The following is a 24225-nucleotide window of genomic DNA, read 5'->3' as shown; positions in this document are numbered from 1 at the left end:
CGGTCGCCAATCCAGTACTGTTCGGACGCGCAATGCTTCACCATCGCCGTCACTGAGAACCGGGACCGCCAGTTGACCTTACGGATACGCAGGGCTCCACAAGCATGCGTCGAGCGGCTGACGTCGACGAGCTTAAGCACCGGTCAGCGTTGCGTCACCGATATGTCAACGAGATGGCGAGCATGAAGAGGTTGGCGTCGGCCGGCAGTCGGTCTAACATAGTGACGTCGATTTGCGCCTGCTCGCTGGGTTGCCGACAACGGAGAGACTGCCATGCACGCCGATCCCTTGGAATACAAAGCAACGACCATCATGCCGTTGGCCTCGCTTTCAATGCCAGGCTACGCAGCAACCGCACTGGTTACGCGCAAGGGCGGCAAGCAGGAAGCGTTCGGCATCCTCGGCTATTTCGCATCGGAGAAAGCTGCCTGTCAGTTTGCGGTTGAATACGCGAAAGCTCACATCGACGGCCGGCGCTGCCCGAAGCCGCCATTCTCCCTTCGCTAGTTCCTCGCTGAGCGCGTAGCCGATCCACGCGCCACGCTCATGGCTCTCGCAATTGCATAAGACTTCGCGGTCTGTTCAGTCCGAATACGGACGCGGTCGAGTGAGGGCGACGAGTAACGGCCCCAGGTGCTCCATAATCTGGCCAAGGTACCGCTCGAGTACCCTCGGCTCAATAGCCGGCATTCGGGCAAGTTGCTCAATCTGAATATCGATCTCACGCAAGACAGTCTGCCGATCCTGATGCGTGGCGCTCAGCCCCTCCAGTACCATTTGATACGTATCGAGACGCCGGATTTGCCTGATCACCTCATCAAAGACAATATCCAGCTCGTCGCTCAACGACATTACGAGACGTCTGAGGTCGGCAACTTCGTCCGAGTCTTTGTTCATTGGACCCTCCGTCCGCGGGAAGATACGCGGCGCCGATCATCTTCTCATTGGCGACCACATCAGCCAACCTAGTTACTTTGGGAGGGTCGCTGCTGTCGAATCCCGTGTCGAACGCCAGTATGTCCGTCGGTAGGCGGGCGCATCAACTGTAGAGAGGTGGACTTCGTCGGACAGACGATGTCAGATCGTCAGGCGCTGTTCGGCCAGGAGCGGTCGGTGGCGGGCGTCGGGTTTCGAGTAAGCTATCCTCATCAGCCGAGCATCTGCCGCTCAACAGACATCAAAAGACATGACGCACAAGAATTTTCAGGCGATGCGCAAAGACATTGACGCCGCAATCCTTGGCGGCGAAGGTCGTCATTTTTTGGACTTCCATTTCGCCAACCATAACGAGTTCGCCCAGGAATTCATCGAACTGATGTGCGTTCTGGAAGACCTCTGCCCTGGAGCGGGCGGCGCTACGGTGAAAAAGGTTTCATCCCTGCGCGGGACAGATCGAGCAACGTATGACCAGATCGTTCAAGCGCTTTGCGAGTTAATCATCGGAAAGAGGTTTATCGAAGCGTTCCCCGCAGATGAAGGGTTCAAGCTCCATTGGGAGCCCACGGACATGGGCAAAGCGAATCCCGAATTCATGCTCGAGGGGCCCAAAGGGCGCGTGTTGGTGGAAGTTAAGTGCCCCTCGCTGTATGAGTACGAGACTAAGAACCGCACGGCAACAACTCAACTCGCGGCCAGGCTTCCCGGAGTCAAGGACGTTATCTCCGACATCTCCGGCACCGAGCCGGCGCTCCCGCTGGACAACAAATTGAAGGACTTCCTCGTCAGTGCTGAAAGGAAGTTTTCCAGTTTTCGAGATGTTTCCGTCCCGACCTACGGCTTGCTCGTAGTCTGCTGGACGGAGCGAATGTTCGAGGCTGTGTCACCGCTGTCGAATGAGGGATGCGGCCTGCTAACCTCGGCCAGCTTCTATCGCAAGGATGAGAAAGCGGTGCAGTTTACGCACGTCTCTGGCGTTATCACAACTCAGCAACAGAGCTTCTTAAAAAGAGCACTTGCCGGGTATCGCCCCAGCCACCTAGCATCTGATTTGGATTACGGCTCATATTGGAAGCCAGACACGCCGGCGAATCCCGTCTTCTCTCCCAACGAGTTTGCCAAGAGACAGTTGCCGCAGGAGATCATCGATGCGCTAGAAGCTGTGATGGTCGGGGAGCATCTAGATCCAATCGCAAGTGAAATGGATTTCGTCATTTGGCTGCAGCCACGGCTGAGACGCTGAGAAGGCCACACGCTTCGCTTCTTGCGGTGCAGATTGCCGCGGACGTTGGGCGACTGCTTCGCGGCCCCTTGTTTTCTGAAGCAAAGGACCGCTCCGGGTCGATTACCGCCCCTTGTCTCAAAAATGGCCGCACACGAGCAGATCTGACCGCGACTGTCAGGTCGCGTCTCGGCAGCGTATGCGCCTGCCGTCTCGTGCCGTCTTGGAACCCCGACCATGGAACTATTGCGCTACTCTTTTTCGAGCCCCTTCGTCAGCATGCGCGACTTCGCGGTCGGCTTGACGCGCACCATCTGCCCGGCATCCTTCGCGAAGTACCAGAGCACGTACGCTTTCAGCGTCTCGAACTGCTCGCTGTTGCCGCCCAGAACCGGATCAAGCGACCAGCGCCCCTTGCGTCTCAACTGAGCTTCGTAATCGGGATCGTGGCAGTCGAAAACGATGCCGAGGCCGTTCGTGACGCGCGTCCAACGCTCCCGCGCGAGCACTCTCATCCGCTCCAGACTTTTCACCAGCATCGCATCGAACAGGAAGAGGACGTGGATGTGATACGCGCCGTGCTCCTCTCCCTGCTCGACCTTCGCGATGTAGCCCACCAGGTGCTCGAAAAGTTCGCGATCCGCTCCACAGCGGTTCTCGAAGAACAGCTCGCGAAACTGCATGGCGACTGCCGGATCAATCCGAGCTCGTGTCTCCCATCCGGTTCCCGATGACCGTTCCCTTGATTCCACTTGGCTCCAACGGCCTGACGCATCCATCTGCCAGCTCGTCCGCAGGCACGCATCGTCCGCAACAGCGACCGTCTCAACAAAGCCAAAATCACTACGCATAGGCAGGATGTCAGGATGGTCAGCGACGAGCCCTTCCAGATACTCGCCAATCGACTTTTCCTGCACTCTTAGACCACGCTTCCAATCTGACAGCTTCTTCGCTACGCGTCTCACTCGCGCCTGATCACGCATGTACGCAACGAAGGCGTTGAATCGTTCTGCCAAAATAGAACCGTTCAGGCAGCACATGTTCGGATCGTAGAAGGCTGCTTCAGCCTTACTCTCCCAAAGAGGAGTTGCACGGTAGCAATCAAAGAACAGCCCAAGATCAGCGCTGTAGTAATAATCTGGCCAATACAGATCCATGTATGCGTGACACCACCGCAAATGACGAGTCAGTGTAGATCTACTCGCCACGGCGTATTTGATTCCTCGGTCATATCGGATCTCGTATGGAACATGGACAGTGTTCAATACACTATCCATGAATTCGACCAATCCGTTGTACAGCTCCTGGTACTCGCCCAGTTCCCATCCTCGCAAGTTGGCATCACTCTCCGACGAGAGAGCATCGACCTGCTCTTCAAGCAACAGCTCGCTAATCCCTTCGATCATCCCAAACTTCTCGACCACGACGTTCTCCATTGTTGTCGGTTCAAGTCATTCGGATGGCAGGTATTAATTTACCTGCCCGATGATCTCTTCGTATGCTCCCACCCTATCTATGATTATTAAAAAGAGAGTATTGATTGAAAGACAATCCTATATTAGGAACGCAATAGCCCAATGACAGCAGCAGCCACGGCTACACGATACAAATGAGCATGGCATCCCCGCTATCACGGGGAAATCGAGCGGACAGTCCTTTTCGGAGTTATCTCGCCGAGAACGGTATCTACGGACACATCTGACCTCAGTCAAACTACACCGAAGTGACAACCGACTGCCTTTGATCGAGTGCCGCGCCGGCTCGGCGTACGTGCCCCGACCTCGAGGAAAACAAGGGCGCCGCCGCTTCCCCTCTTCTTCACCACGCACAGCTCAGTCGATCCCTCCAACCTTGATACCGTGAACCGAAGCCTTCGGCATGCCCGGGTCCCGTGCGGTCGCACACGCGGGCAGCTTACGCATAGATGCTACCGATCAGCCGAACACGCACGAATGCGGCCCCGCGTGCGAGCGTACAAAGGGCGAAAAACACGCCCTACGAAATGTGCGATCTCCTTGCGGGACAAGGGTCTTCAGAAAACGCCGGTTCGTCTTGAAATTGCCCCGAACGGACCGGAAAATCGAGCTGATTTGCGCGGTGTGACGGATGCACATCAGCACGTATTGTTCGCGATGCAGGCAAACGGAGAACGTGGCGCGGGGAATATTTACGCGGAGCGCATATGTACTGAGCGCGGACGATCGAGCATCCGAACGAAGGCCACAAACGAAAAGCGGGACACGACGCCTGAGCATCGTGTCCCGCCTGAGCCCGTCGACTTCAAGGCCGATATCGAGCGCTACGATTTCGAATCGTCAACCTCGGCCGTGTCAACCATGACTGCGCCCTTGTCCTCGGGCATAAGCCAATCCCACGTCCGCGTCCTCGGTTTTCGCCTGATGCACAGGAATTGGTCTTTGTGCGCGAGGTAGCGAATGACGGAGTCGACGAAGATCCCAAGTTTCTTAGGGTTCTCGTTCAGGTCAATCATGCCCGTGCCGGCCTTGAAATCGCCAACTTCGTTGAGCAAATTCGTGCGTCCCGCCTTCTTGGGCACGATCGATTGCCACAGATCGGAAATGAGTTCCTCGTATTCCCACGTCCCGTGCACGCGCTCGCCATCGAACATAAACACCCAGCGGAAAAAATGCCCCTTGGCCTCGCTCCAATCGAACTTCCAAATCGCGCCAATCAAATTCTTCTTGATTGCCGCTCTCCCTCGAAGGCGATTCACGAACGTGGCGTGATGATCTCTCGCCAATTCAGCTGTCACGTCATTCGCCCATTCGGCGCGATAGCACACGTCCATGCCGACGACGAAGATACGGCGGCGCTTCGTAAAGCAGCGTTTCACAACCGCCATCATGCCGTCGAACGCCCGTTTCGACCGGAAGGCGTTCGCGATGTCCAGCTTATCGAGCCCGCGCGCATCGGCCTCGGCCCGGATCATCGTGATCAGCTTGTTGTACGACTCCCACAGGAACTGCGTGCCGTCGGGCGTCCGGCTGGCGGGATGCGCAGCGAAATACTGCGCCCCGTAATGGCCGATGGGATGTCGCGCGCACACATCGAAGAAGAGCTGGGCCTTCGGGCGGACCCGGTAGCGACCGAGAGTATCCTCATGATCCTCGTCGGTTACCTGGCCCATCAAGAAGTTTTCATCGTGGTAGAAGCGTCCAACGCCGTATTCGGTGAGCTCGGCGATGCGGCCGAAGGCGTCGAGCTTGCTCGCAAAGCCTGGCTCGTCGATCAGCAGAATCTCCGTCACGATCTTTTCGATCTCGGTCAGACGGAACACGCGTTTCGACTTGAGCAACAGATCTTCCTCTGCATCGCCCGCAACAAGGTGATCGTCACGAACGATGCGCTGCAGATAAGTACGCACGCCGCTGCAAACCATGAACGCCTTGCGTGGAAGGCGGAACTTGGTATTCGCGTGCCGCACATACGTCGCGTTCGGAGCGATGTTCGGGGACGACAGCGCCAGGGGCGACGTCTCGAACCTGTAGTCCATGTCGGCTCCCATCACTTGCTGTTAGCGCTGAGCCGGGCCATGTAAAGACGGCCCATGCGGATCACGGCAGACCGGCTGGACTCCCAAACGCGCGCAACCGCACCCAGGACTATGGCCAGATCCTCATCGACGGGTACCACATGCCGAGGCTTCGCCGCCGTGTTAGCGTCGGCCTGCGCTTCGTCCAACTTGTGTGCCTCGGCCGCAACGGCAGGCGCGACCGTCTCGGGCTGATCACCGCATGTCTCAGCCGCGCCGAGAACCACACGCCTCTCGCCCGCGAACACCATCGCCCAGAATAGCCCGGGCAACAGTTCGAGCATCACCGCCGGAAGATACGTCCTGAGCATTCCGACGCTCGCCGGCCTCCAACCGAACAGGATCGCAAGCTGCGACGCGATCGGATCAGCACGACGCGACTCGCGCAGCGCCTGCGCCTCGTCCACCAGCTTTGCCGCACGATCTTCCTGGGCCTCGCGGCGCGTAGCTTCATTGGCCTCAATCTTGAGTGCCGCGAGCTGGGCCGCCAGCGCATGTTCACGGGCATCGCGCCACCGACATTCACTGCCGAGACAGCGTGCGACCTTCGCACGTCCAAGTTTTGCAACCACGGTGGCTTCGTCTTGTGCAATGACCGTCAGACTGCGTCCCGGCGAAACGTCGACGCGCTCCGGTGTACCCGGCACGTTGACCGCCATCGCGCGAGCATCACTGGCGTCTTGCCGCGCCAACGCAAAAAACGTCGATTGCCCGAGCAGCGCGTACGACACGCATCCGGTCCACGCCGCAAGGATCACGACCCGGAGCATTCCGTCGAAACGACCAGCGAGCGCCGGCAACACGCTCGAGCTCGAGACGATCAGGAAGCCCATCGCCGCGATCACAAGCCGATCGCGCAGGCTGCCGCCGCTTTCCCAGCCCGCGCATGCCGCGGTGAACTCGCCCAGGAGTGTCAAGCCGATGGCGAGTGCCAACACGAGGTAGCGCTGCACGGGCGACGGGTTGGTGGCAACCGTGCCCCTGGCAGAGATGAAGTCCGGCATGCAGGCCGGAGAATTGAAGAACTGAAAATTCATTTTTCGATCCTTTCGTGCGCAAACTGCACGACTACGGAAGATTCACGGCGCACCACGCCTGACGCATGCCAAAGATCGGCATGCGCGGTAGGTGTGCGAACCAAGAGGAGAACCGGGGCATATTGCCCACGGGCGACCCCGTGGGCGTTCCGGTGATTCAGACGGGACGGTTCATCGGGCTGAAGCGGTGCGGGTCGAGATCGAGCACCGTATCAAGGCCATCCTGACGAACCTTGATCCAGCCCCACGCCACCAGCACATTCAGGGCGCCGTTGACGCGTGCTCGTGTCAGGCCGAAATTCTTCGCCCTGGAATGCAGCGTGCTGAGCTTGATTTCGAAGGGCTTGGGCTTGGGCTTGGGTTTGTCCTTGTCCAGATCCAGGTCCTTGCTCTTCTCCATCTGCTGGTCAACATGGCCGCACAGCGCGTAGACCAATGCTTTGGCATCAATCTCTTCAGCGGGCACCTCGCGCGCCATCGCCACAGTGCGCCCCATCTCGTCGATCAGGAACCTGCCGACCGTGATCGCATCCTGCATGGTGCGGACCGACAGCGACCACACCTCACCGCGCCACAGGTGCAGCAGGCCTGCAATCACGTAGAAAGTCTGACGCACTCGCATCATCAGGAACGCATCCATGACCAGAAGCTGACGCCCGGCGATGCGCTGGTTGCGCCATTCGGCGCACTCGGCCTCGACGATTGCGGCAGCCTCCGGCGACACCCTGATCGGCGGCGGCACGAAATCGCCGGCCAACAGTTCGCGCACCGATGCGGCACCGATCGCCCGAACCTGCGCGTCGAACGCCGCCAGGCAGTCCGGGTTGGACGGCTTCTGCTGCACGCCGCGATCATGCTGCGGCAGATCGCCCAGGATCAGGAAATTGCCCAGCGCCGCCGCACCGTCAGCGCCCGCTGCGGCCACGTCGCATACATACACTTCGGGCGTCGTCGCGGCGAAGATGCCGAGCTGCACCCGGCCGGGCGCGTGCGGGGACAGCAACCGGCCGCTGCCCGCCGCGGTCATCGCTTCCCCGTGCCGGATCAGCGCCTTGATCGCTGACGCACCGGAGTAGAGCGCGCTGGCGACCGGCCACTGCGTCGTGATCGCCTTATGCACTGCGGACACGGCGACGTTCACGAAAGCGAGCTTCGGCTTGGCAGGTTGCGCCACGCGAGCGTCCTCTTCCAGAAGTGCCTGGCTTTCAGCGCTCAGGTGCGCCACTTCTCCGTCGGCCCCGTGAAGCAGCACGATCTGGCTTTCGACTGCCGCGAGCTTGAGCGACCAGATACGATAATCGGCCTCGAAGCTCGACGGCGGCGTCGCCAGCAGCGCGTTCAGAGCCTTGCACAAGGCCTTTGCCGTATCGGGCTCACCTTCCAGCTTGGCCTGCGCGACCGAGATTTGCAGCCCTTCCTTGCGCTGGTTCCACGCGATCATTTGGATCTGGTGATCCGGATAGTCCGCAGCTTGCGGCTCGCCGGCTTCGAGTTCGCGGCGTTGTGCGAGCAACGCGTGCAGACGAACCATCTTCCGCGCCACGACCTTGATCTCGGCGTCAATCTGCCTACGCTGTTCGAGACGCAACTGAACTGCTGCCTTGAACATCGCCTGCTTTTCGATTGCGTCGGGAGCGGTTTCAATCTCGATCGCCGTCAAATCCGCAGCCAGAGCCTGCGTGATGATCGGCCCGGTGGCGGCCGGCCCGATCAGCATGCAGTTCAGCGTTAGCGGAATGCGGTTACCGCCCTCGTCTTCGATATGGTGTGCGCCCTGGTTCGCGCCGCCGAGCTTGAAGAACATCAGCGCAACAGCTTGTGCGGCAGTCTGCTGGTATTTGTCGCCCAGCCCGAGGACAACGTCGCGCAGTTCCGAGCCGAGAGCGTTGAGCACCGTCGTTTGGCTCAGCGAACCTTGCGTCCACGCGGCCGGCTGGATGGACGTGCCAGAGTTACGGGGGTTTGTCATGACCGGCCCCATTACTTGCACACGCGCGACGCGATCCAGCCATCGACGTCGCTTTCCAAAAACCCGATAGCTCGGGCGGACAATTTCACCTTAGTCGGAAACGTCGGATCGGTGGCCATCAACACGTACAGCGTCGCGCGCGACAACCCGGTGCGTTCGGGCATCTGCTTCATGCGCACGATGCGCAGTGCTTTTTGGACCTGACGCACCATCGGGCTAGCGCTAGTAGGTGCGCTATAGTGCGGCGGACCGAGTTGCTCGACAGCAACCGTTTGATTTTTGTTCAGCATCGAGATCTCCTTTCAGTGGATGCCGATGCATGTTTCCCGATCTTCCTGGATGGCAGTAGACACTGCTTCGAGTAAAAAAATACTTCCTGCCGCGCCCAGCACTCAGGATACCCAGCGGGCATGGTCGTACTTGGGAGCAAACTTCAGGTGTACGCCAGCAAAGCCAATCGGAGCTAAGTTGCTGACTGGCTGCAGTCGAACAGTAGTGTCCATCGCAAAGAGAAACGCAGATGCAGAAGCCGGAAGCTATTACCTCGCGGACCACCGAGACCCTAGACCGGATCAGGTCTGCCCAATGGATGAGGCAATCAACCTGTTTTCCGCAAAAGGACGTTCTTGTGTCCGGCCTCGAACATGAGATCAGTCGCATGCGCGACTGTCTAGGCGCACCATTCGAGCACGTAGGCAAGCCATTCGCTGCATACATGGATCGCGTTGCGGGCCTCGCCCGCCTGCCTGATCCGGTCGATAACACTGCGGCTGCTGACCTGAGCCGACAGCGGCATGCGCTTGTCGAGGACTACCCCGCCCCGGACCCGTATTGTCTCGACCGTGAGTACCGCATACACCTGCTCGATGCCTGTCTGTATCTAGCCCAGGCTGAGGAAGCCTTGAACCAACGAAATTCCGAAGAAGGATGGTTTTTTGTTTCTGAGGCCAAGAAGTGTTTCGGTCGCTCCGAAGGCTACTATCAGACTGCATCTGAAAGGAATATGAAGGTTTCCCGCGCTACACGTGGCGGGCAGCAAAAATCTCGAAATGAGAAAGATAGAGAGCGGCAGCTTTATATTTACCTACTGGGAAGTCTGGCGCCCAGAGGAGGCTGGAAGCAGGAATCGGCGGCCATAGCGGAAGTGTCTCGTGTGGCTACGGGCATTCTCGAAACCTTCGGCGCAACGATAGGAGATTCGTATGCGAAGTTGTCGGATTTGCTGCGCGATGACCGCGATGTGAGAGCCGCGTTTGAACGACAGCGATAATTGTTACACACAGCAGCAAATGGCTCGCCGAACACACTTACGGAAGAGGACGACCAGATCACGAAGAGGGGAGCAGCCGACGGGATGATTTCCGTATAGTTTCCGTACGGAACTAGAGCGCGGGAATGATCAGGCTCTCAACCCTTTGTTTTTATTGTATTTTCTTGGCGCGCCCGGCTGGGATCGAACCAGCAACCCCTGCCTTCGGAGGGCAGTACTCTATCCATTGAGCTACGGGCGCGTGTGACAGTGAAACGACCCCAATATACAGGCCGCCCACAATTGGCAAGACGGCAAGGATACCCGGTTTCCCATGACGCGTCCACCTTGCCCGCCGAATCGCCGCCGGGCCCCGCTGCGTGCGGGTAAACACGCGCCATCGTGCCGCTCGCCGTGATGTAAACGTTCCGTCTATAATCGTCCGGGCTTCATTGAACTGCCATTTTGCCGTTGCACCGCGCTCACAATTCCTATTCACGGAGACGAGGCAAGCATGAGCGAAGCACCCCACGAATCTCCCGTCAAAACTCCCGGGCAACTGATTGCCGTCATCATCGCGTCGTTCGCGATCCCGATCGTCCTGATCATCCTGTTCGCCACCTATGCGAACCATGCGTTCCGTTCCGGCGCCGGCACGGATGCGCTATCCGACGAACAGGTCGCCGCGCGCATCGCACCGCTTGCGAAGGTCGACGTGAAGGACGCCAATGCGCCCCGCACGTACAAGACCGGCGAAGCAGTCTACAAGGCCGTCTGCGTGACCTGCCACGGCACGGGCGCCGCCGGCGCGCCGAAGGTCGGCAACAAGGACGACTGGGCGCCGCGCATCTCGCAAGGCTTCGACACGCTTCTGAAAACGGCCCTCGCCGGCAAGGGTGCGATGCCGGCGCGCGGCGGCACGAGCCCCGACGACGTCAGCGACTATGAAATCGCCCGCACGATCGTCTACATGGCGAACAACGACGGCGCGAACTTCCCCGAACCGGCCGCGCCGGCCGCCAACACGGCGCAGCCCGCCAGCGGCGCGGCAGGCGCAGCAGGCGCGTCGGGTGCGACCGACGCCGCAAGCGCGCAAATCGCCGCGGCGCAGGCCGCGATGGCCGCGATCCCGAAGGCCGGCGAACAGCCCGCGGCCGCACCGGCCGGCGCCGATGCGGCAACCGCCGGCAAGGCGCTGTACACGTCGACCTGCCAGGCCTGCCATGCGGCCGGCGTGCTCGGCGCGCCGAAGTTCGGCAGCAAGGAAGACTGGGCGCCGCGCCTGAAGGAGTCGATGGATACGGTCTACAACTACGCGCTGCACGGCAAGGGCGCGATGCCGCCGAAGGGCGGGTCGACCGCATCCGACGCCGATGTGAAGGCGGCCGTCGACTACATGGTCAACGCGTCGAAGTAACGCCGGCCCACCCGTAAAAAACCCCCGCGACGCACGCGCATCGCGGGGGTTTTGTTTTGCCGGAGCGCCGGCCGCCGTGCGCCCGACGGCGCCGCCGCATCACTTCTGCAGCAACGCCTTCAGGCTCGCGAGCCGGTCCTTCGGCGACATCGGCGCTTCTTCCGCCGTGGGCGGCGGCGCTTCGTCGAGGCCCATCTCGGGGATGAAGCGCGACGGCTCGCACACGACCGTCTCGCGCGCCCGCTTGCGCTTCTTGCACCAGTTCAGGTGCAGGCTGCGCTGCGCGCGCGTAATCGCGACGTACATCAGCCGGCGCTCTTCCTCGATCCGTTCGCTGTCGATCGGGCCGTCGTCCTCGCTGCCGCCGCGGTGCGGCATGATGCCCTCCTCGACGCCGACCAGGAACACGTGCGGATACTCGAGCCCCTTCGACGCATGGACGGTCGACAACCGCACGGCATCCGGGTCCTCGTCCTTGCCCTCGAGCATCGACATCAGCGCGACGGTCTGGATCAGGCCAAGCAGGTTCTTGCCCGTATCGGCGAGCCCGTCCACGTTGTGGAAACCTTCCGCCTCGCCGTCGACGGCCTCCGTCTCGGGCTTCGTGCCCTTGCGCTTCAGCCATTCGAGGAATTCGAGCACGTTCTGCCACTTCGACTGCGCCTGCCGCTCGTCGAACGCGTCGTACAGGTAAGCCTCGTAGTGGATCGCCTCCATCATGTCGTCGAGCACGACGGTCGCGGGCTCCTTGTCCGCGCGGTCGGTCAGGCGCTGGATGAAGTCGCAGAACATGCGCAGCGGCTCGACCTGGCGCGCGGACAGCCGCGCCTCGATGCCGCCCATGTACACGGCCTCGAACAGCGACACCTTCGCCTGCCCCGCGAACGAGCCGAGCGCTTCGAGCGTCGTGTTGCCGATCCCGCGGCGCGGCGTCGTGACCGCGCGGATGAACGCAGGATCGTCGTCGGCGTTCGCGATCAGCCGCAGGTACGCGCACAGGTCCTTGATCTCGGCCTTGTCGAAGAACGACTGGCCGCCTGACAGCACGTACGGAATCCGCTCGCGCCGCAGCACCTGCTCGAAGATGCGCGCCTGGAAGTTGCCGCGATACAGGATCGCGTAGTCGCGGAACTGCGCGCGCCGCTCGAACTTGTGCGCGGACAGCCGGAACACGACCGATTCGGCCTCGTGCTCCTCGTCGTTGCACGGCGTGACGGTGATCGAATCGCCCATCCCGTGCTCGGACCACAGCTTCTTCTCGAACAGCTTCGGGTTGTTCGCGATCACGTTGTTCGCGGCGGTCAGGATCCGCACCGTCGACCGGTAGTTCTGCTCGAGCTTGACCAGGTGCAGCTTCGGGAAATCCTTGCCGAGCTGCGCGAGGTTCTCGAGCGTCGCGCCACGCCAGCCGTAGATCGCCTGGTCGTCGTCGCCGACCGCCGTGAACGCGGCGCGCGGGCCCGCGAGCTGCTTCAGCAGCTCGTACTGGCACGCGTTGGTGTCCTGGTATTCGTCGATCAGCAGGTAGCGCAGCTTGTTCTGCCAGCGGTCGCGCACCTGCTCGTTCTTCGCGAACAGCTCGGCGGGCAGGCGGATCAGGTCGTCGAAGTCGACCGCCTGGTACGCATGCAGCGTCGCGACGTAGTTGCGGTAGACCAGCGCGGCCTGGTGCTCGTCCTCGTTGGCCGCGATCGCCATCGCCTCGTCGGGCATGATCAGGCCGTTCTTCCACAGCGAGATGATGCTCTGGATCTTGCGGATCAGCCCCTTGTCGGTGGTGCCGAGCTGCTCCTGGATCATCCCGAAGCAGTCGTCCGAATCCATGATCGAGAACTGCGGCTTCAGGCCGACATGCTCGGCCTCCTGGCGCAGGATCTGCACGCCGAGCGAGTGGAACGTGCAGACGGTGAGCTGGTTGACGGGTACCTTGCGGCCTTCCTTGCCGGGCGTGGTGAGCGTCTTGCCCTCGAGCAGCTTCCCCACGCGCTCGCGCATTTCGGCGGCCGCCTTGTTCGTGAACGTGACGGCGGCGATGTGGCGCGGCTCGAAGCCTTTCGCTTCGATCAGGTGCGCGATCTTTTGCGTGATCACGCGGGTCTTGCCGCTGCCCGCGCCGGCGAGCACGAGACAGGGACCGTCGAGGTAGCGCACCGCTTCGTTCTGGGCGGGATTGAGGCCTGCGGACATGATGGCGGATGGTGTTGCGGTTGACGGCGGGACGCCGGGAGGATGCCGTGCGCGGCAGGCTGGCGAAGCAGGCGGACACGCGGGCAGGACGCGCATGTTAACACGTCGGCGGCGCGCATTTCGGGAGCGCCGCCGGACGGGGCCGCGCGGGCCGATCGGCCGGCCGCACCCTGTCCGTCCGGCCAATCCGGCCCCGTTCGCGCGTCGATCGGCCACAATATGCCGACCCCGGCACCGCCCCGCGCCGGGCCCTGAACCGCCACCGGATCGACATCATGGGATACCCGTTCGCCACCGCCGCCCTCGGCCCGCTGCTGTTCGCGCAGGGGCGCTACGTGCGTCGCGTCACGCCGCGGCTGCCCGAGGCGGCCGGCCCGCGCGCCGGCGTGGCCGGCGACGGCCCGCCGCTGCGCGTGCTGGTGGTCGGCGATTCGGCAGCCGCGGGCGTCGGTGTCGCGACGCAGCGCGACGCGCTGTCCGGGCAACTGGCGCACGTGCTGGCGGCCACGCACCGCGTGAGCTGGAAGCTGCTCGCGCACACCGGCCTGACCACGCAGGATCTCGTCGACTGGCTCGCCGCCGAGCCGGTCGAACCGTTCGACGTGGCCGTCACGTCGCTCGGTGTCAACGACGTGACGGGCGGCGTGCCGCCGGCCCGCTGGCGGGCGCAGCAGGCCGAACTCGTCCGGCTGCTCGCCGCGCGCTTCCGGGTCGGGCACGTGATCCTGTCGGCGGTACCGCCGATGGAACGCTTTCCGGCGCTGCCGCAGCCGCTCGCGTGGTATCTCGGGCGGCGCGCGAAGCGGCTCAACACGGCGCTCGCCGGCTGGGCCGCCACGCAGCCGCATTGCACGTTCCTGCGGGTCGCGCTGCCGCTCGAGCGCCACCTGATGGCCGCCGACGGCTTCCACCCTGGCGAAGCCGCGTGCGCCGTGTGGGCCGCACAGGTCGCTGCCGCCGTGCGGCAGCGGGTGGCCGCATGACACGACTCAGCGCCCGCGCGCCGGCCGTTTACCGCGAAGCCGGACAGGCAGCGGCGCGCGGTCCCGTGCAAAATGCCGGCTCCCTTTGCGCACGCGCCCCGTCGCATCGCGCGTTTCGCCCAACGCGCCAGTACAAGCGGCGGCGCCATGCCAAAATAGCCGGTCGTCCTCGCGCCGTCTCGGCGCGCCATCCTTTAGTTTCCTTCGTAGCCAGGGATTGCCATGTCGTCATTGCTCAGGATTGGTTTGATGGGTTTCGGTTTCGCCGGCGCGACGTTCCACGCGCCCGTGATCGCCACGAGCGGCCGCACTGAAGTCGCCGCGATCGCGACGGGCCAGCCCGATCGCGCGCAAGCCGCGTATCCGGGCGCGCGTGTCGTCCCCGACCTCGACACGATGCTCGGCCTCGACGACATCGAGTGCGTGGTGATCGCCACGCCGAACGACACGCACTTCACGCTCGCGCGCCAGGTGCTCGAAGCCGGCCGTCACGTGGTCGTCGACAAGCCCGTCACACTCACGGCCGACGAAGCGCTCGCGCTCGCACGGCTCGCGAACGCGCGCAGCCGGCTGTTCGCGCCGTTCCACAACCGCCGCTGGGACGGCGATTTCCTCACCGTGCGCGACATCGTCAAATCGGGCGAGCTCGGCCGCCTCACCTATTTCGCATCGCACTTCGACCGCTTCCGGCCGACGCCGCGCACGCGCTGGCGCGAGGAGCCCTCACGCGGCGGCGGCCTGCTGCTCGACCTCGGCCCGCACCTGATCGACCATGCGCTCGCGCTGTTCGGCGTGCCGGAAACGGTGAGCGCGACCGTCAAGACGCGCCGCGACAACGGCACGGCGCCCGATTTCGTGCACCTGCTGCTCGGCTATCCGGACAAGGACGTCGCGCTGCACGCGAGCGCGCTGTCGGCGATCGAGCCCGCGCGCTTCACGCTGCACGGCACGCGCGGCAGCTACCAGAAGTTCGGGCTCGACACGCAGGAAGACCAGCTCAAGGCCGGCCTCACCGCGGACGACGTCGAGTTCGGCGGCGGCAACCCGCCCGGCCTGTTGCGCGTGCTCGACGGCGAACTCGAAGTCGAGCGCCCGGTGCCGACGCTCGACGGCCAGTACGCGGAGTACTACCGCGCGCTCGCCGCGTCGATCCGCGACGGCGCACCGTTCCCGGTCACCGCGCAGGACGCCGTCGACGTGATGACGATCATCGAGCTCGCCGCGCAGAGCGAGCACGACGGCCGCCGGCTGCCGTTCGTGCGCCGCACGGTCTGACACCGCGTTCAGGCCGGTTGCGGCCGGCCGGCACGCGTACACGCTTGGGTCAGCCGGAACATTCGGTTACAAATGCCGGGGGAACGAAAGTCAGCGGGTGACCTGTCTGACGCGTTTCTCAAAAAAGTCGATCCGACACCAATCCGACAGGAGAATGTTGATGCAACGGTTGATTCGCGCAGCAGTGTGCTGCGTGCTGGTTTCCTCGCTCGCGGCCTGTATCGTGCAGCCGCAGCAACCGGTCCGTCAGGCGCCCCCGCCGCGGCCGAATCCGCAAGTCGTCGCGAACGAGCGGACGCAACAGATCCAGGGCCGGATCGACAACCTGCACCGCCGCATCGATGCGCGCGTGAACGGCGGCTACTATCCGCCGCCGTACGGCGCGCAGCTTCATCACCGCCTCGACGTGATCCGCCAAGAAGCGAACGACATGTCGGCGCAGCACAGCGGCGGCCTGTCCGGCGACGAGCAGCGCGTGCTGAACCAGGAACTCGACACGGCCGCGCGCGCGATCGGCGAGTAACGCACCGGCGCCCGCCGGAGCGGAAAAAGCGGCGGCACCGGCTGCCGCCGCTTGTCGCGAAGCGACATTCTTTTGCTCAAATTGACAAGGCCCACCCGCTCGCGTACAGTCGCCCGCACGCGTCGGGAGAGCGTGTGACCGCGTTGCTGAAACGCCGGTCGCGCCGCCGAAGGGGCACACCCGCAAACTCTCAGGCAAAAGGACCGACCGCGTCGGGGAATCCCGTCCGCGCATTGCGCGGGCCGCACTCCCCGCACTCTGGAGAGCGGCAGTAGCCCGCTGCGCACATGCTGCGCGGGCAAGCTGCCCACCGAAGGGGCGCGCGCTCGCCGGGCTTTGCCCGCAGTGCAATCTCTCAGGTATCGAGGACAGAGGGGCATGTATCGAATCGCTCGCAGCCCGTCGGCCGCGGCGGTCGGCACATGGCCGTTCTGATCCGCGCGCAAGCGCCTTGCCTGAGGCCTCGATGACTGCACTGAATCACACCCCGCTCAACGCCGCGCACCGCGCGCTCAATGCCCGCATGGTCGATTTCGGCGGCTGGGACATGCCCGTCAACTACGGCTCGCAGATCGAAGAACATGAAGCCGTGCGCACCGACGCCGGCATGTTCGACGTGTCGCACATGTGCGTCGTCGATTTCACCGGCAGCCGCGTGCGCGCGTTCTTCGAGCACGCGATCGCGAACAACGTCGGCAAGCTCAAGACCCCCGGCAAGGCACTCTACTCGTGCCTGCTCAATCCGCAGGGCGGCGTCATCGACGACCTGATCGTCTATTACTTCACCGAAGAATTCTTCCGCGTCGTCGTCAACGCCGGCACCGCCGAGAAAGACATCGCGTGGTTCAACCAGCTCAACGAGCAAAGCGGCTACGGCGTCACGATCGCGCCGCGCCGCGATTTCGCGATCGTCGCCGCTCAGGGCCCGAACGCCCGCGAAAAGGTCTGGACGACCGTGCCCGCCGCGCGTGCCGCGACGAGCGAGCTGAAGCCGTTCAACGCCGCGCAGGTCGCCGGCACGCCGTTCGGCGATCTCACGGTCGCGCGCACCGGCTATACCGGTGAAGACGGCTTCGAGGTGATCGTCCCGGCCGTGCATGTCGAAGCGCTGTGGAACGCACTGCAGCAAAACGGCGTGCGCCCGTGCGGGCTCGGTGCGCGCGACACGCTGCGCCTCGAGGCCGGCATGAACCTGTACGGCCAGGACATGGACGACACCGTCTCGCCGCTCGACGCGGGCCTCGCATGGACGGTCGACCTCAGCGCGCCGCGCGACTTCGTCGGCCGCGCCGCGCTCGAGCGCGACGGCACGCGCGCCGCGTTCGTCGGCCTGATCCTGCAGAAGGAAAACGGCAAGGCGGGCGGCGTGCTGCGCGCGCACCAGAAGGTCGTCACGCCGCACGGCGAAGGCGAGATCACGAGCGGCACGTTCTCGCCGTCGATGCAGGAATCGATCGCGTTCGCGCGCGTGCCGGCGGCCGTCCAGGTCGGCGACACGGTCCAGGTGCAAATTCGCGACAAGAATCTTCCCGCGCGCGTGGTAAAACTGCCGTTCGTGCGCAACGGCAAGGTCCTCGCTGCGTAACGGCCGGGGGGCCTGCCTCCCGGGAAGCCGGGAGATGGCGCCCGGCGCAACCACACCCGGCGCGCCCCGGCGGCGCGCCAGCAGAACGAATCACACCCTTTTATCCAGGAGCATCCGATGAGCAACGTCCCGGCCGATCTGAAATACACCGACGAACACGAGTGGATCCGCACCGAGGCAGACGGCACGCTGGCGGTCGGCATCACCGATCACGCGCAGAGCACGCTCGGCGACATCGTCTTCCTCGAGCTGCCGGCAGTCGGCAAGCAGGTGAAGGAAGGCGACGCCGTCGGCGTCGTCGAATCGGTGAAGGCTGCATCCGACATCTACTCGCCGGTGTCCGGCGAGGTTGTCGCCGTCAATACGGAAGCGACCGACGCGCCGGAAGAAGTGAACAGCGACGCGTACGGCGTGTGGCTCTTCAAGATCAAGCTCGCGGCCGGCGCATCGACCGACAAGCTGATCGACGCTGCCGCCTACACCAAGCTGATCGACTAATTTCCTTACCCGAACCGCGCGGGGCCGGCCAGCCGCCCCGTCCCGCGCGGGACCAGAGTCACGCCATGAAGCTCGAACACCCGGACCGCCTGATGAACCGCACGCCCCTCTCGCTCGCCGCGCTCGAAACGCACGACGCGTTCGCCGAACGCCATATCGGCCCCGACGCCGCCAGCCAGCAGGCCATGCTCGACACGCTCGGCTTCGCGTCGCGCGCCGCCCTGATGGACGCCGTGATCCCGGCCTCGATCCGCCGCGCCGAAACGCTGCCGCTCGGCCCGTTCGCGCAGCCGAAGAGCGAGGCCGAAGCCCTCGCCGCGCTGCGGGTTCTCGCGGACAAGAACCAGGTGTTCCGCTCGTATATCGGCCAGGGTTACCACGACACGCACACGCCGGCCGTGATCCTGCGCAACGTGCTCGAAAACCCGGCGTGGTACACGGCCTACACGCCGTACCAGCCCGAAATTTCCCAGGGCCGCCTCGAGGCGCTCCTGAACTTCCAGCAGATGGTCGCCGACCTCACGGGCCTCGCGATCTCGAACGCGTCGCTGCTCGATGAAGCGACCGCCGCGGCCGAAGCGATGACGCTGCTGCAGCGCACCGGCAAGCCGGCATCGAACGTGTTCTACGTCGCCGACGACGTGCTGCCGCAGACGCTCGAAGTGATCCGCACGCGCGCGCTGCCGATCGGCATCGAGGTCAAGACGGGCCCGGCCGCCGACGCGGCACACTCGAACGCGTTCGGCGTGCTGCTGCAATACCCGGGCGTGAACGGCGACGTGCGCGACTACCGCGCACTCACGGAAGCGATCCACGCGGCCGGCGGCCACGTGGTCGTCGCGGCCGACCTGCTCGCACTCACCGTGCTGACGCCGCCTGGCGAATGGGGCGCGGACGTCGCGATCGGCAACACGCAGCGCTTCGGCGTGCCGATGGGCTTCGGCGGCCCGCACGCCGCGTATCTCGCGGTGCGCGACGAATTCAAGCGCCAGATGCCGGGCCGCCTCGTCGGCGTGACGGTCGACGCGCAGGGCAAGCCCGCGCTGCGCCTCGCGCTGCAAACCCGCGAACAGCACATCCGCCGCGAGAAAGCGACGTCGAACGTGTGTACCGCGCAGGCGCTGCTCGCGATCATGGCCAGCATGTACGCGGTCTACCACGGCCCGCATGGGCTGAAGACGATCGCGCTGCGCGTGAACCGCATCGCGGCGCTGCTCGCCGCCGGCGTGAAGCAGCTCGGCTTCGCGACCGTCAACGACACGTTCTTCGACACGCTGACGATCGACACCGGCGCGCGCACCGCGCAGGTTCACGAATTCGCGAAGGCGAAGCGCATCAACCTGCGCCGCGTGAGCGACACGCAAGTCGGCGTGTCGGTCGACGAAACGACGACGCGCGACGACCTCGCCGATCTCCTCGCCGTGTTCGCGCAAGCCGCGGGCGGCACCGCGCCGGCCGTCGACGCGCTGGACGCGGGCCTCGCCGGCGTCGCCGCGCTGCCGGCCGGCCTCGAGCGCACGAGCGCGTACCTGACGCACCACGTGTTCAACCGCCACCATTCCGAAACCGAAATGCTGCGCTACCTGCGCAGCCTGTCGGACAAGGATCTCGCGCTCGACCGCTCGATGATCCCGCTCGGCTCGTGCACGATGAAGCTGAACGCGACGTCGGAAATGCTGCCCGTCACGTGGCCCGAGTTCGGCGGCATCCACCCGTTCGCGCCGGCCGACCAGACCGTCGGCTACCGCGAGATGATCGACCAGCTCGAGCAGATGCTCGTCGCGGCCACCGGCTATGCGGCCGTGTCGCTGCAGCCGAACGCGGGCTCGCAGGGCGAGTACGCGGGCCTGCTGATCATCCACGCGTATCACGCATCGCGCGGCGAGAGCCACCGCGACATCTGCCTGATCCCGGCGTCCGCGCACGGCACGAATCCGGCATCCGCGCACATGGCCGGCATGAAGGTCGTGGTCGTCGCCTGCGACGCGCAGGGCAACGTCGACATCGCCGACCTGAAGGCGAAGGCCGACGAGCACGCGAAGGACCTCGCGGCGATCATGATCACGTATCCGTCGACGCACGGCGTGTTCGAACAGAACGTCCGCGAGATCTGCGAGATCGTCCATGCGCACGGCGGCCAGGTGTACGTCGACGGCGCGAACATGAACGCGATGGTCGGCCTGACCGCGCCGGGCCAGTTCGGCGGCGACGTGTCGCACCTGAACCTGCACAAGACCTTCTGCATCCCGCACGGCGGCGGCGGCCCGGGCGTCGGCCCGGTGGCAGTCGGCGCGCACCTCGCGAAGTTCCTGCCGAACCAGCGTTCGACCGGCTACGCGCGCGACGAAAGCGGCATCGGTGCGGTGTCGGCCGCGCCGTACGGCTCGGCGTCGATCCTGCCGATCTCGTGGATGTACATCGCGATGATGGGCGCGAAGAACCTGACCGCCGCGACGGAAACCGCGATCCTCAACGCGAACTACATCGCGAAGCGCCTCGCGCCGCACTACCCGGTGTTGTACTCGGGCCCGGGCGGGCTGGTCGCGCACGAATGCATTCTCGACCTGCGTCCGATCAAGGATTCGAGCGGCATCAGCGTCGACGACGTCGCGAAGCGCCTGATGGACTACGGCTTCCACGCGCCGACGATGAGCTTCCCGGTGCCGGGCACGCTGATGGTCGAGCCGACCGAATCGGAATCGCAGGAAGAACTCGACCGCTTCATCGCCGCGATGATCGCGATCCGCGAGGAAATCCGCGCGGTCGAGGAAGGCCGCGCCGACCGCGAGGACAACCCGCTGCGTCACGCACCGCACACGGCGGCCGTCGTCACCGCGAACGAATGGCCGCACGCATACTCGCGCGAGCAGGCTGCGTACCCGGTCGCATCGCTCGGCACGAACAAGTACTGGCCGCCGGTCGGCCGCGCGGACAACGCCTATGGCGACCGCAACCTGTTCTGCTCGTGCGTGCCGATGTCGGAATACGCATAACGCGCGCCAGGCCCGGAGCCGTCCGATGGCCATCGCACCGCACGCAACTCCGTGTTGCGTGCGGTTTTTGCATTCGCCGCCCGAACCGGTGCGCGCTCGTCCGCCAATCCGGCTAACATCACACGCGATCCAGCCAATGAAGGAGTTCCGCATGGTGCGTCCGATGTTTCCGGGCCATGGTGCAACGCAGAGGCGGCCGCGCGCGCGCCGGTTCGTGCCGATGCTCGTCGCGTCGCTGTCGTTTGCCGCTGCAGGCCTCGGCGCGGCCGGCAGCGCGCGCGCGGCGATGAATTTCTGCGCGGCGCCGGCACTTCAGGCGAGCGAGACGACCCAGGCCGAGCCGGGCGTGCAGGCGCTGATCCGCAGCGTCGACGCGCGCATCGGCGAGCAGCCGAAGGCGATGGCGCGCGTGCACACCGAGGGCACGCTGCCGCACGAAGGCATCTACGATCAGAGCGCCGCCGCGCTGAAGGACCTCGACCTGATGCGCGACGCGGCGCTCGCGTGGCGCGTGACGAACGCGCCGCGCTACCTGCAGCTCGTCGACCGCTTCCTGTCCGCGTGGGTCGCGACCTACCAGCCGGGCTTCAACCCGATCGACGAGACGCGCTTCGAAAGCCTGATCGTCGCATACGACATGACCGCGAGCGCGCTGCCGGTGAAGACCCGCAACGCGACGGCGGCGTTCATCGCGAAGCTCGGCGCCGGTTATGTCGCGCAGATCGACGCGCAGAAGCGTCCGCTCACCGGCACCTGGCGCAACAACTGGCAGAGCCACCGGATCAAGCTGATCGCGCTGTCCGCGTTCACGCTCGGCGACCGCAAGATGATGAACGCCGCGCAGCGGCTGTTCGTCGAGCATCTCGCCGACAACATCGGCCCGGACGGCAAGACGTGGGACTTCGAGGAACGCGATGCGCTGCACTACGCGGTGTACGACCTTCAACCGCTGGTGACAGCCGCGCTCGCCGCGCGCCGCTTCAACCGCAACTGGCTGCGCGAGCGGGGCGCGAACGGCGCGACGCTCGCGGCCGCGCTCGACTGGCTCGTGCCGTATGCGCTCGGCGAGAAAACCCACGAGGAATTCGTGAATTCGCCGGTGCCGTTCGACGCGAAGCGCCGCGAGGCCGGCCTGCCGGGCTACACCGGGCAGTGGGACCCGAAAAACGCCACCGAACTCTTTCATCTGGCCGCGCGGCTCGACGGGCGCTATGCCCGCGTCGCGCAGCAGCTTTCCCCTACACCGCCCGCATGGCTCGCCGCGTGCCTGCCATTGCAGGCGCGCTAGCACTACTCTTAAAGCAAGGCAGGTATCGAAATGGCAGTCAGCGTGTTTGACCTCTTCAAGATCGGCATCGGTCCGTCCAGTTCGCATACGGTCGGACCGATGCGCGCGGCGCTGATGTTCGTGCAGGGCCTCGAGCGCGACGGGCTGCTCGATGCGACGGCCCACGTGAAGGTCGAGCTGTACGGCTCGCTCGGCGCAACCGGCAAGGGCCACGGCACCGACCGCGGCGTGATGCTCGGCCTGCTCGGCGACGCGCCCGACACCGTCGATCCCGAAACCATCGACGCGCGGCTGGAAGACGTCCGCAAGTCGAAGAAGCTCGCGCTGCTCGGCACGCATCCGGTGCCGTTCGTGCTGAAGGAGAACATCGCGTTCTACCGCCAGGCGCTGCCCGAGCATCCGAACGGAATGAAGCTGCGCGCATCCGACGCGAACGGCGCGGTGCTGGTCGAGCGCACGTACCTGTCGGTCGGCGGCGGCTTCGTCGTGACGGCCGGTGCACCGAACACGAAGGTGCTGAGCGCGGCCGAGCAGATGACGCACCCGTTCCGCACCGGCGCGGAGCTGCTCGCGCTGACCGAATCGACCGGCAAGTCGATCGCGCAGCTGATGTGGGAAAACGAGCGCGCGTGGCACACCGAGGAAGAGACGCGCGACGGGCTGCTGAAGATCTGGGCCGTGATGCAGTCGTGCGTGTCGCGCGGCTGCGGGATCGGCAACCCGGAAGCCGACGGCAACCTGCCCGGCCCGTTCCAGGTCAAGCGCCGCGCGCCGCAGCTGTACCGCACACTGACGGGCAGCCCGGAGCGCGCGCTGCAGGACCCGCTGTCGATGATCGACTGGATCAACCTGTATGCGATCGCGGTCAACGAGGAAAACGCGGCCGGCGGCCGGGTCGTCACCGCGCCGACCAACGGTGCGGCCGGCATCATCCCGGCCGTGCTGCACTACTACACGCGCTTCACGCCCGGCGCGAACGAGCAGGGCGTGATCGACTTCCTGCTGACGGCCGCCGCGATCGGCATTCTTTACAAGCTCAACGCGTCGATCTCGGGCGCGGAAGTCGGCTGCCAGGGCGAAGTGGGCGTCGCGTGCTCGATGGCGGCCGGCGCGCTCGCGGCCGTGCTCGGCGGCACGCCGCACCAGGTCGAGAACGCGGCCGAAATCGGGATGGAGCACAACCTCGGCCTCACCTGCGACCCGGTCGGCGGGATGGTGCAGATCCCGTGCATCGAGCGCAACGCGATGGCGTCGGTGAAGGCCGTCAATGCGGCACGCATGGCGCTGCGCGGCGACGGCTCGCACTACGTGTCGCTCGACTCGGTGATCAAGACGATGCGCGAGACGGGCGCCGACATGAAGACGAAGTACAAGGAAACGTCGCGCGGCGGGCTTGCGGTGAATATCGTCGAGTGTTGATGCGGTAACGGCGGCGCGCGCTCGCTGCGGCGCGCCGTCAACCTGTTCGTTCCGACACTATTCAGCGCCCCGCCGACAGGCGTAAGCTGTA

General features: G+C 64.5%; 19 protein-coding genes, 1 tRNA gene and 2 riboswitches. Of the genes, 12 read left to right on the top strand and 8 right to left on the bottom strand.

Going from position 1 to position 24225, the window contains the following annotated elements; genetic code table 11:
• Positions 1-273 precede the first annotated feature (273 nt).
• Positions 274-507, top strand: coding sequence for a hypothetical protein (locus tag R9B84_RS00815; RefSeq protein WP_423758902.1), 234 nt, complete (start codon positions 274-276; stop codon positions 505-507).
• Positions 508-582: 75 nt separating this feature from the next.
• Here the strand turns inward: R9B84_RS00815 and R9B84_RS00810 are convergent, their stop codons facing one another.
• Complete coding sequence (locus R9B84_RS00810; protein WP_423758901.1) at positions 583-897, bottom strand: hypothetical protein; 315 nt, start codon at positions 895-897, stop codon at positions 583-585.
• Positions 898-1186: 289 nt separating this feature from the next.
• Here R9B84_RS00810 and R9B84_RS00805 point away from each other — a divergent pair, with 289 nt between their 5' ends.
• Positions 1187-2179 carry a hypothetical protein gene (locus R9B84_RS00805; RefSeq protein ID WP_423758900.1) on the top strand — a complete coding sequence of 331 codons (993 nt, stop codon included), beginning with the start codon at positions 1187-1189 and terminating at the stop codon, positions 2177-2179.
• Positions 2180-2409: 230 nt separating this feature from the next.
• On the opposite strand, the gene R9B84_RS00800 is transcribed toward R9B84_RS00805, so the two are convergent.
• The 5 genes from R9B84_RS00800 to R9B84_RS00780 all read right to left on the bottom strand — a co-directional run bounded on the left by R9B84_RS00800 (position 2410) and on the right by R9B84_RS00780 (position 9007).
• Entirely contained in the window at positions 2410-3582 is a 1173-nt protein-coding gene (locus tag R9B84_RS00800) for a hypothetical protein (RefSeq protein ID WP_423758899.1), read from the bottom strand.
• Between the two features lie 875 nt (positions 3583-4457).
• Positions 4458-5672 (bottom strand): hypothetical protein, encoded by a 1215-nt coding sequence (locus tag R9B84_RS00795; RefSeq protein ID WP_423758898.1) that lies wholly within the window; start codon positions 5670-5672, stop codon positions 4458-4460.
• An 11-nt stretch (positions 5673-5683) separates the two neighbouring features.
• Positions 5684-6748, bottom strand: a complete 1065-nt coding sequence (locus tag R9B84_RS00790) for a hypothetical protein (protein ID WP_423758897.1) — start codon at positions 6746-6748, stop codon at positions 5684-5686.
• A 157-nt stretch (positions 6749-6905) separates the two neighbouring features.
• Positions 6906-8717 carry a DUF3987 domain-containing protein gene (locus R9B84_RS00785; protein ID WP_423758896.1) on the bottom strand — a complete coding sequence of 604 codons (1812 nt, stop codon included), beginning with the start codon at positions 8715-8717 and terminating at the stop codon, positions 6906-6908.
• Between the two features lie 11 nt (positions 8718-8728).
• On the bottom strand, positions 8729-9007 hold the full coding sequence (locus tag R9B84_RS00780; protein ID WP_423758895.1) for a helix-turn-helix transcriptional regulator: 279 nt from the start codon (positions 9005-9007) through the stop codon (positions 8729-8731).
• Positions 9008-9237: 230 nt separating this feature from the next.
• On the opposite strand from R9B84_RS00780, the gene R9B84_RS00775 reads away from it, so the two are divergent.
• Positions 9238-9987 (top strand): hypothetical protein, encoded by a 750-nt coding sequence (locus R9B84_RS00775; RefSeq protein ID WP_423758894.1) that lies wholly within the window; start codon positions 9238-9240, stop codon positions 9985-9987.
• Positions 9988-10152: 165 nt separating this feature from the next.
• On the opposite strand, the gene R9B84_RS00770 is transcribed toward R9B84_RS00775, so the two are convergent.
• Positions 10153-10228, bottom strand: a tRNA-Arg gene (locus R9B84_RS00770).
• A 252-nt stretch (positions 10229-10480) separates the two neighbouring features.
• On the opposite strand from R9B84_RS00770, the gene R9B84_RS00765 reads away from it, so the two are divergent.
• Positions 10481-11383: a c-type cytochrome gene (locus R9B84_RS00765; RefSeq protein WP_423758893.1), complete on the top strand. Its 903-nt coding sequence runs from the start codon at positions 10481-10483 to the stop codon at positions 11381-11383.
• 99 nt (positions 11384-11482) lie between these two features.
• Here R9B84_RS00765 and R9B84_RS00760 read toward each other — a convergent pair whose 3' ends face one another.
• Positions 11483-13570, bottom strand: a complete 2088-nt coding sequence (locus tag R9B84_RS00760; protein ID WP_423758892.1) for a UvrD-helicase domain-containing protein — start codon at positions 13568-13570, stop codon at positions 11483-11485.
• Positions 13571-13845: 275 nt separating this feature from the next.
• On the opposite strand from R9B84_RS00760, the gene R9B84_RS00755 reads away from it, so the two are divergent.
• The 8 genes from R9B84_RS00755 (at position 13846) to R9B84_RS00720 (ending at position 24134) form a co-directional block, all read left to right on the top strand.
• The gene (locus R9B84_RS00755; protein WP_423758891.1) at positions 13846-14553 is read left to right on the top strand and encodes an SGNH/GDSL hydrolase family protein; all 708 of its coding nucleotides are present in this window, start codon (positions 13846-13848) and stop codon (positions 14551-14553) included.
• 222 nt (positions 14554-14775) lie between these two features.
• Entirely contained in the window at positions 14776-15828 is a 1053-nt protein-coding gene (locus R9B84_RS00750) for an oxidoreductase (RefSeq protein ID WP_423758890.1), read from the top strand.
• Between the two features lie 160 nt (positions 15829-15988).
• Positions 15989-16351, top strand: a complete 363-nt coding sequence (locus tag R9B84_RS00745; RefSeq protein ID WP_047901111.1) for a hypothetical protein — start codon at positions 15989-15991, stop codon at positions 16349-16351.
• A gap of 113 nt (positions 16352-16464) precedes the next feature.
• Positions 16465-16567: riboswitch (glycine riboswitch) on the top strand.
• A gap of 32 nt (positions 16568-16599) precedes the next feature.
• A riboswitch (glycine riboswitch) is annotated at positions 16600-16733 on the top strand.
• Between the two features lie 84 nt (positions 16734-16817).
• The gene (gcvT, locus tag R9B84_RS00740; RefSeq protein WP_423758889.1) at positions 16818-17936 is read left to right on the top strand and encodes a glycine cleavage system aminomethyltransferase GcvT; all 1119 of its coding nucleotides are present in this window, start codon (positions 16818-16820) and stop codon (positions 17934-17936) included.
• 117 nt (positions 17937-18053) lie between these two features.
• A complete protein-coding gene (gcvH, locus tag R9B84_RS00735; RefSeq protein WP_175947367.1) occupies positions 18054-18434 on the top strand; it encodes a glycine cleavage system protein GcvH in 381 nt (126 codons plus the stop codon).
• Between the two features lie 65 nt (positions 18435-18499).
• Positions 18500-21427, top strand: coding sequence for an aminomethyl-transferring glycine dehydrogenase (gene gcvP, locus R9B84_RS00730; protein ID WP_423758888.1), 2928 nt, complete (start codon positions 18500-18502; stop codon positions 21425-21427).
• A 151-nt stretch (positions 21428-21578) separates the two neighbouring features.
• Positions 21579-22715 carry an alginate lyase family protein gene (locus R9B84_RS00725; protein WP_423758887.1) on the top strand — a complete coding sequence of 379 codons (1137 nt, stop codon included), beginning with the start codon at positions 21579-21581 and terminating at the stop codon, positions 22713-22715.
• Positions 22716-22745: 30 nt separating this feature from the next.
• Positions 22746-24134 (top strand): L-serine ammonia-lyase, encoded by a 1389-nt coding sequence (locus R9B84_RS00720; RefSeq protein WP_423758886.1) that lies wholly within the window; start codon positions 22746-22748, stop codon positions 24132-24134.
• Positions 24135-24225: the final 91 nt, after the last annotated feature.

The sequence above is a fragment of the Burkholderia sp. NLJ2 genome (genome assembly GCF_049487195.1).
Taxonomy (GTDB): domain Bacteria; phylum Pseudomonadota; class Gammaproteobacteria; order Burkholderiales; family Burkholderiaceae; genus Burkholderia; species Burkholderia pyrrocinia.
Note: the sequence above shows the minus strand (reverse complement) of the source record. Positions and strands in the feature narration are given on the sequence as shown.